7 protein-coding genes and 2 pseudogenes are annotated in these 5,654 nt (G+C 66.5%); 5 read left to right on the top strand and 4 right to left on the bottom strand.

Annotated elements, in window-relative coordinates:
* The 3 genes and pseudogenes from WAN71_RS23010 to WAN71_RS23000 all read left to right on the top strand — a co-directional run.
* Positions 1-295 (top strand): annotated as a pseudogene (locus tag WAN71_RS23010) (L-aspartate oxidase); the annotation flags it as partial.
* A complete protein-coding gene (gene nadC, locus WAN71_RS23005; protein ID WP_422227543.1) occupies positions 295-1,152 on the top strand; it encodes a carboxylating nicotinate-nucleotide diphosphorylase in 858 nt (285 codons plus the stop codon). The pseudogene WAN71_RS23010 and the gene nadC, both read left to right, overlap by 1 nt.
* Positions 1,153-1,201: 49 nt before the next feature.
* Complete coding sequence (locus WAN71_RS23000; RefSeq protein WP_422227542.1) at positions 1,202-1,936, top strand: hypothetical protein; 735 nt, start codon at positions 1,202-1,204, stop codon at positions 1,934-1,936.
* A 5-nt stretch (positions 1,937-1,941) separates the two neighbouring features.
* Here the strand turns inward: WAN71_RS23000 and WAN71_RS22995 are convergent, their stop codons facing one another.
* Genes WAN71_RS22995 through WAN71_RS22985 form a run of 3 tightly spaced genes read right to left on the bottom strand, consistent with a single transcriptional unit; the run spans position 1,942 to position 3,934 of the window.
* Positions 1,942-3,012, bottom strand: coding sequence for a hypothetical protein (locus WAN71_RS22995; protein WP_422227541.1), 1,071 nt, complete (start codon positions 3,010-3,012; stop codon positions 1,942-1,944).
* Between the two features lie 13 nt (positions 3,013-3,025).
* Complete coding sequence (locus WAN71_RS22990) at positions 3,026-3,322, bottom strand: hypothetical protein (protein WP_422227540.1); 297 nt, start codon at positions 3,320-3,322, stop codon at positions 3,026-3,028.
* Positions 3,323-3,367: 45 nt separating this feature from the next.
* Positions 3,368-3,934 (bottom strand): TetR/AcrR family transcriptional regulator, encoded by a 567-nt coding sequence (locus WAN71_RS22985; protein ID WP_422227539.1) that lies wholly within the window; start codon positions 3,932-3,934, stop codon positions 3,368-3,370.
* A 40-nt stretch (positions 3,935-3,974) separates the two neighbouring features.
* On the opposite strand from WAN71_RS22985, the gene WAN71_RS22980 reads away from it, so the two are divergent.
* Complete coding sequence (locus WAN71_RS22980; RefSeq protein WP_422227538.1) at positions 3,975-5,003, top strand: zinc-dependent alcohol dehydrogenase; 1,029 nt, start codon at positions 3,975-3,977, stop codon at positions 5,001-5,003.
* Here the strand turns inward: WAN71_RS22980 and WAN71_RS22975 are convergent.
* Positions 5,000-5,410, bottom strand: a complete 411-nt coding sequence (locus WAN71_RS22975; RefSeq protein ID WP_422227537.1) for a nitroreductase family deazaflavin-dependent oxidoreductase — start codon at positions 5,408-5,410, stop codon at positions 5,000-5,002. The genes WAN71_RS22980 and WAN71_RS22975 overlap by 4 nt on opposite strands.
* 83 nt (positions 5,411-5,493) lie before the next feature.
* On the opposite strand from WAN71_RS22975, the pseudogene WAN71_RS22970 reads away from it, so the two are divergent.
* Positions 5,494-5,654, top strand: a pseudogene (locus WAN71_RS22970) (histidinol dehydrogenase); the annotation flags it as partial.

Below are 5,654 nucleotides of genomic sequence, written 5' to 3'. Positions count from 1 at the left end.
GGCAATGAGCCGCGATGCCTCGGTGCTCCGCGACGCCGATGGGCTGCACCGGCTGACCCGCACGCTGTCGACGGCGCCGATTCGGACGATGCTGGCTCGGGCCGACCTCGAAGGCGCGGCGTTGACGGTGACCGCCCGCGCGGTCGCGGCCGCCGCGCTGGCCCGCAACGAGAGCCGGGGCTGTCATCACCGCGCCGAATATTCCGACGCCACCGTCGCCCCGGCGCGCAGCATCGTTATTCGGCTGGCCGACGACGACAGCGCGCAGATCGATGCGCTGGCGGCGGTGTGCTGATGACCCTCTCGAAATGCGAGCTCGCCGAGGCTCGCGCCACGATCAGCCGGGCGCTCGAGGAGGATCTGCGCTACGGGCCGGACGTCACGACGTTGGCGACGGTGCCCGACGGCGCAAAAACCACCGCGTCGCTGATCACCCGGGAACCCGGGGTGATCGCCGGTGTGGACATTGCATTGCTGGTGCTCGATGAGGTGCTTGGCGCTGACGGCTACCAGGTGCTCGATCGCGTCGAGGACGGCGCGCGGCTGCAGCCGGGAGCGTCGGCGTTGACGGTGGAGGCTCCGATGCTGGGCCTGTTGACCGCCGAGCGGACCCTGCTCAACCTGGTCTGCCACCTGTCCGGGATTGCCACCGCGACAGCCGCATGGGTGGACGCCGTGGACGGCACCAAGGCGAAAATCCGCGACACCCGCAAGACGCTGCCGGGCCTACGGGCGCTACAGAAGTACGCGGTCCGGGTCGGCGGCGGTGTCAACCACCGGCTGGGCTTGGGCGATGCGGCGCTGATCAAGGACAACCACGTTGCGGCGGCGGGATCGGTGGTCGCGGCGCTACGCGCGGTGCGAGCGGCCGCACCCGATCTGCCGTGCGAGGTCGAAGTCGACTCGCTCGAGCAGCTGGACGAGGTGTTGGACGAAAAAGCCGAGTTGGTGCTGCTCGATAACTTTCCGGTCTGGCAGACCCAGATCGCGGTGCAACGCCGCGACGCCCGGGCGCCGGCCACCGAATTGGAGTCGTCCGGCGGGCTTTCGCTGGAAACCGCCGCGGACTATGCCGGGACGGGTGTGGATTACCTCGCCGTCGGCGCGCTTACCCACTCGGTGCGGGTGCTCGACGTGGGTTTGGATGTCTAGTGTCGTGAGCAATTAGGCCGAACAACGGGCGAGCCGGTGTGGAGCTGGTGTGTTTCAAGGCCCACCAATCCCGCAGTCGATGTGGGAGCATCCGGGTGTGGACCCGCAGGACGATCCGGAAGCGCGGATCCGAGAGCTGGAGTCCCCGCTCGGCGAGGCGGCCGGCATCTCGGAACTGGGCGCCGCGAAGCGGCGGACGACCGCAGGCCGTCGCGGGTGGACGATCGTCCTTGGGGTGGTCGCCATCGGCTTGGTGGCTCTGGTGGCTGGCGTCGCCGTCGTCATCGCCCGGCATTCCGGCGGCGGCTCGTCCCCCGGCGTCCCTAGCCCCCGTCCAAGCAGCACGACGAGCAAGGCCGTCGCACCGGCAAACCAACCCGTGCAGACGCTTTACCACCTGCTGCCGCAGGGTTACAACTCAAATAACTGTTCACCGGTGAGCAGCCCGAATCGACAGGCCCTCGCAACACTTCAATGTGGGCAGACATCGGACCTGCACAGCCCGGTCTCCGCATCCTTCTCCCTTTATCCGACTGCGAGCGCCCTGACCGACGCCTTCCAAAACGGCATTGATGAGGACACCGTTACCCCGTGCCCCGGTGGAAAACCATCGCCGGGTACCTGGGCCACCGACGAGGCACCGAATGTCAACGCTGGAGCCGTGCTTTGCGGAAACTACAGCAATCGGCCGGACCTGATGTGGACGAATAATCACGACCTGCTGCTCAGTGACATCCAGGGACCGGATCTCAACGCGCTGTATCAATTTTGGGCGAACCTCTAACGTCGTCACCAGCGTGGTGGTGCGGCGCCGCGGCCGAAGCCCCACGTCGACTGACCCAATCGAGGCTTTCTTGGTTCATCGGGCGGTTGTCGAAAGTTGGCTTGCAGCAACGGTTCCGCGTCATCGCCCTCGGTGAGGGCCGCACACGGCGCATTGAATTCGCAGTCATGACAATGCGCCGCGAACGTCGGGTAAATGGTTGGCCAACTGGTCATATCGACCGCCTCGGCAGCGATCAGCGACCCCACCGAGGTGATCTCCTGGCGGCTTCGACGGACGCGGGTACGACGCAGCACACCAGCGGTGATCTGCTCGGTCCGGTCTGTCGCGGTGCGGCGTGCTGCCTGCGCTGACACCCGCTGGTGTTGTGGGAGCGATCGGCCCCCACCGCTGGCCTCGTGTTGGGCGACCGCCTTCGGCAGGCGTTTGGTCGCGGGCCCAGGGGCCGGGAATTTGAGCGGGCCGGCGATGCGCACCTCGTTGTGGATGGTTCCGGCGATCTGCACGCCGATGTAGTCATGCTCGAACGCCCAACAGTCCGCCAGCGCCTGCTCGTCGCGGACCAACGTGTCGATGTCCTGCCACTCGTCGACGATCTGATGGCACATCACCCAGTACTCGTCGGCGGCGTCCACCGCCACCAAATCGATTTGGCACGGGTAGATCACTGGAGATCCGTCGTGCACCATCAATCCGCGCTCGGGGTCGTCGGGATCTGGGACCAGCGCCTCGACATCGAGATTGATCTTGACCGGTGCGAAGTCGTCGACTGCGTTCGCCCAGGCGTCATAACAGTCCAGCAGCGCTGCGGCCTTGTCGAGCATGTCGGTTGCGTCGGCGTCAACCAGCGACCGTTCGAGCGCCTTGTGCACCAGCGGCTGGGTCACCTCGTGTTGCCAGTCCCAGGTGCCGGGGTAGTAGTACACGGCCAATGCGTCTTTGAGGGCGGACGGCAGCGCCGGTTCGACGAACGCGAGCGATCGCAGGTTGCGGCGATGCGGTGACGCGAAATCCCACTGCCGTCGGCAGCGCTTGAACTGGGTGCGCTCCGCGGCGGTGATCTGATAGTCGACCATGTGCCCTGCTGCCTTAGTGATAGTGCTGCGGCCACGGCTCGTCGACCGGCCACCGGCACCGGTCGGCGGTGTCGGCCATCGACTCGAGTTCGGCCAGCAGATCGTCGAAGAACGCGCGCAGCCGTGCCGGTTCGTCGAGGGGCCAGGCGGCCGAAAACGACATCCACACATCGGGGGCGGTTGCCGCAGTCGGCGTCTCGGCGGTCAGCATTCGCCAGTCGTAGGCTTCGCCGCATCGCTCTAGATACACGAGGTCATCGCGACCGGGGCGTGCCGCCACGATCGAGGCAAACAGTTCATCTTTAGTCATTGCCGCGCCCCGTCTGCCCAGAATAGGCCTGCCGGCGGCCGTGATCTAGCGGCGAAGTAAGCGGCGGGCTGCCGGTTTGGCGGCGACGAGCGCACCCGCATCGCCTGCGATGCGCGACAAGATCAGCGCCCCCTCGATCAATGAGATCACTGCAACAGCAACGCTTTCCGCTTCTGCTGACGGCCAGCCGTCGGTGCGCAGCCGCTCTTCGATCGCCCGGCACCAGCCGGTAAAGGCGCGCGCCGACGCCTCGCGCACTAATGAACTGGCATTCACCGACTCGGTGGCGATCGGCTCGATGGGACAGCCGTCGCGTCGATCGGCGGTCAGCCCGTCGATCAGCAGATAAACCCACCGATCGACGATGTCCGCCACCGGCATGCCGCCGGCCAGGAACCTGCGCAGCAGTTGCTCGATGGCCGCCCCGGTGCCGTCGACGACTGCGGCAGCCAGCTGCTGCTTGCCCTTCGGAAAGTGGTGATACAGCGAACCGGGCCTGACGCCCGCCTCATCGAGGATCTGGTTGAGCCCGGTCGCGGCGTAGCCCTGACGGCGGAACAGGGTGGCCGCGGTGTCGATCAGCGCGGCCCGGCTGCGGTCTTTTCGAGGCATGCTATTGACATTACTTGAGTGATCACTCAAGAATGCTGAAATGAAGCAGCTGACATTCGAAGATGTCGGGCGATACGTTTGGCGCGACGTGCCCGATCTGGAGATCACCGCGCCGGAGCAGGCCCTGATCAGGCCCTTGGCGGTGGCCTGTTGTGACCTTGATGTCGCCGTCGTCCATGGCCGATTGCCCATGCCGCCCGGACATGCAGTGGGCCACGAGGGGATCGGCGAGGTGGTTGCGGTTGGCGACGAAGTCACCAGCGTCCGGGTCGGCGACCGTGTGGTCGTGCCGTTTCAGATCAGCTGCGGCGCCTGCCGCGAATGCCGCCGCGGCGTGACGGGTTCGTGCGCGTCGCTGCCGTTGATGGCGATGTATGGGATGGCCCCGCTTGCCGGCCTAGACGGCGGCGGATTCATGTCCGATCTGGTCCTGGTGCCCTACGCCGACGCGATGCTGATTCCGGTTCCGCCGAGCGTCGACCCGATCGCCATCGCATCGCTTTCGGACAACATCCCCGACGGCTGGCGCGCGGTCGGGCCTTACGGCGCGGAGCTGGCTGGCCTCGATCCGGCCGATCGCCGTGTGCTGGTGGTCGGCCGGCTGTCGATCGGGCTGTACGCGGCGGCCTTCGCGGCTGCGCTCGGCTTCCACGTCGACTATCTCGACACCAACCCGGACCGGCTTGTTATGGCGGAGAAACTCGGCGCGGTCGTGCACGATGTCGCCAAGCCCGACAAGTCTTGGGACCCGTATCCCGTAACCGTGCACACCAGCGGCGATTCGGCACTGCTGGCCGCTACGCTGCGCGCCACCTGGCCAGACGGCGTGTGCACCGACACCGGGATCTACCCCGAATACAACGTGGAGATGCCGTTGCTGCCGATGTACACCCGCGGAGTGCGGTTCATCACCGGGCGGGTCAGCGCGCGTGCCGTGATCCCGGAGATCCTGAAGCTGCTGGCCGGCGGCTGCGACCTATCGCCGGTCGTCGATCGCGTGGTGCCCTGGGAGGACGCACCGGAGGTCTGGCCGACGATGGCCGGCAAGACGGTTTTCAGCCGCCTCTAGGCGATATCGGCGACGAGGACCGCGACCCGTCCGATCTGCTGGCGCGCCAAGAAGGGCAGCCCCTTGCCGTCACTGCCGGCGGGCAGGACTCGCGGGTTTGTGATGTGGACGTCTTTGCGGATGAAGTGCAGGTCGGCTTCACCGGCAGCCAGCACGTTTTTGACCCAATCCGTTTTGCCGTGGGCCAGTCCGATCGCCAGCACGTCGCCCTTGCGGTAGGCGGTCACGATGGTTTGGTACTCCTTGCCGGATGTGCGGCCGCGGTGCTTGATCACCGAGAACGTCGGAAGGTAGCGCGCGATCGGCTTCACCGCCGGGTTGAAGTACTTGGTTTGCCACTTCTCGAACCAGACCGGGAAGAGCATCGGGATGCCCTGGGCGTTGTTGGGATGGTCCTTGCGGGACATGGCGGCTCCGTTTTCGTCGTTTGCGGTCAGCGTACCGGCCCAATAAGCAGTTGCCGTTCTCTGGGACAATGGTCGATGTGAACGTGATGGCGCGGATCGACCTGCGGGGTGAGGAGCTGTCGGCTGCCCGCCTGCGGACGGCGCTGCCCCGCGGCGGAGTGGACGTGGACGCCGCGCTGCCGTCGGTGCGCCCGATCGTCGATGCGGTCGCGGAGCGAGGCGCAGAGGCTGCGCTGGAGTACGG

Origin of the sequence: Mycobacterium sp. (genome assembly GCF_049280035.1) — a bacterium.
In the GTDB taxonomy this organism is placed as follows: Bacteria; Actinomycetota; Actinomycetes; order Mycobacteriales; family Mycobacteriaceae; genus Mycobacterium.
The sequence above is the reverse complement of the archived record's forward strand: the minus strand, read 5'-3'. Positions and strand labels throughout refer to the sequence as shown.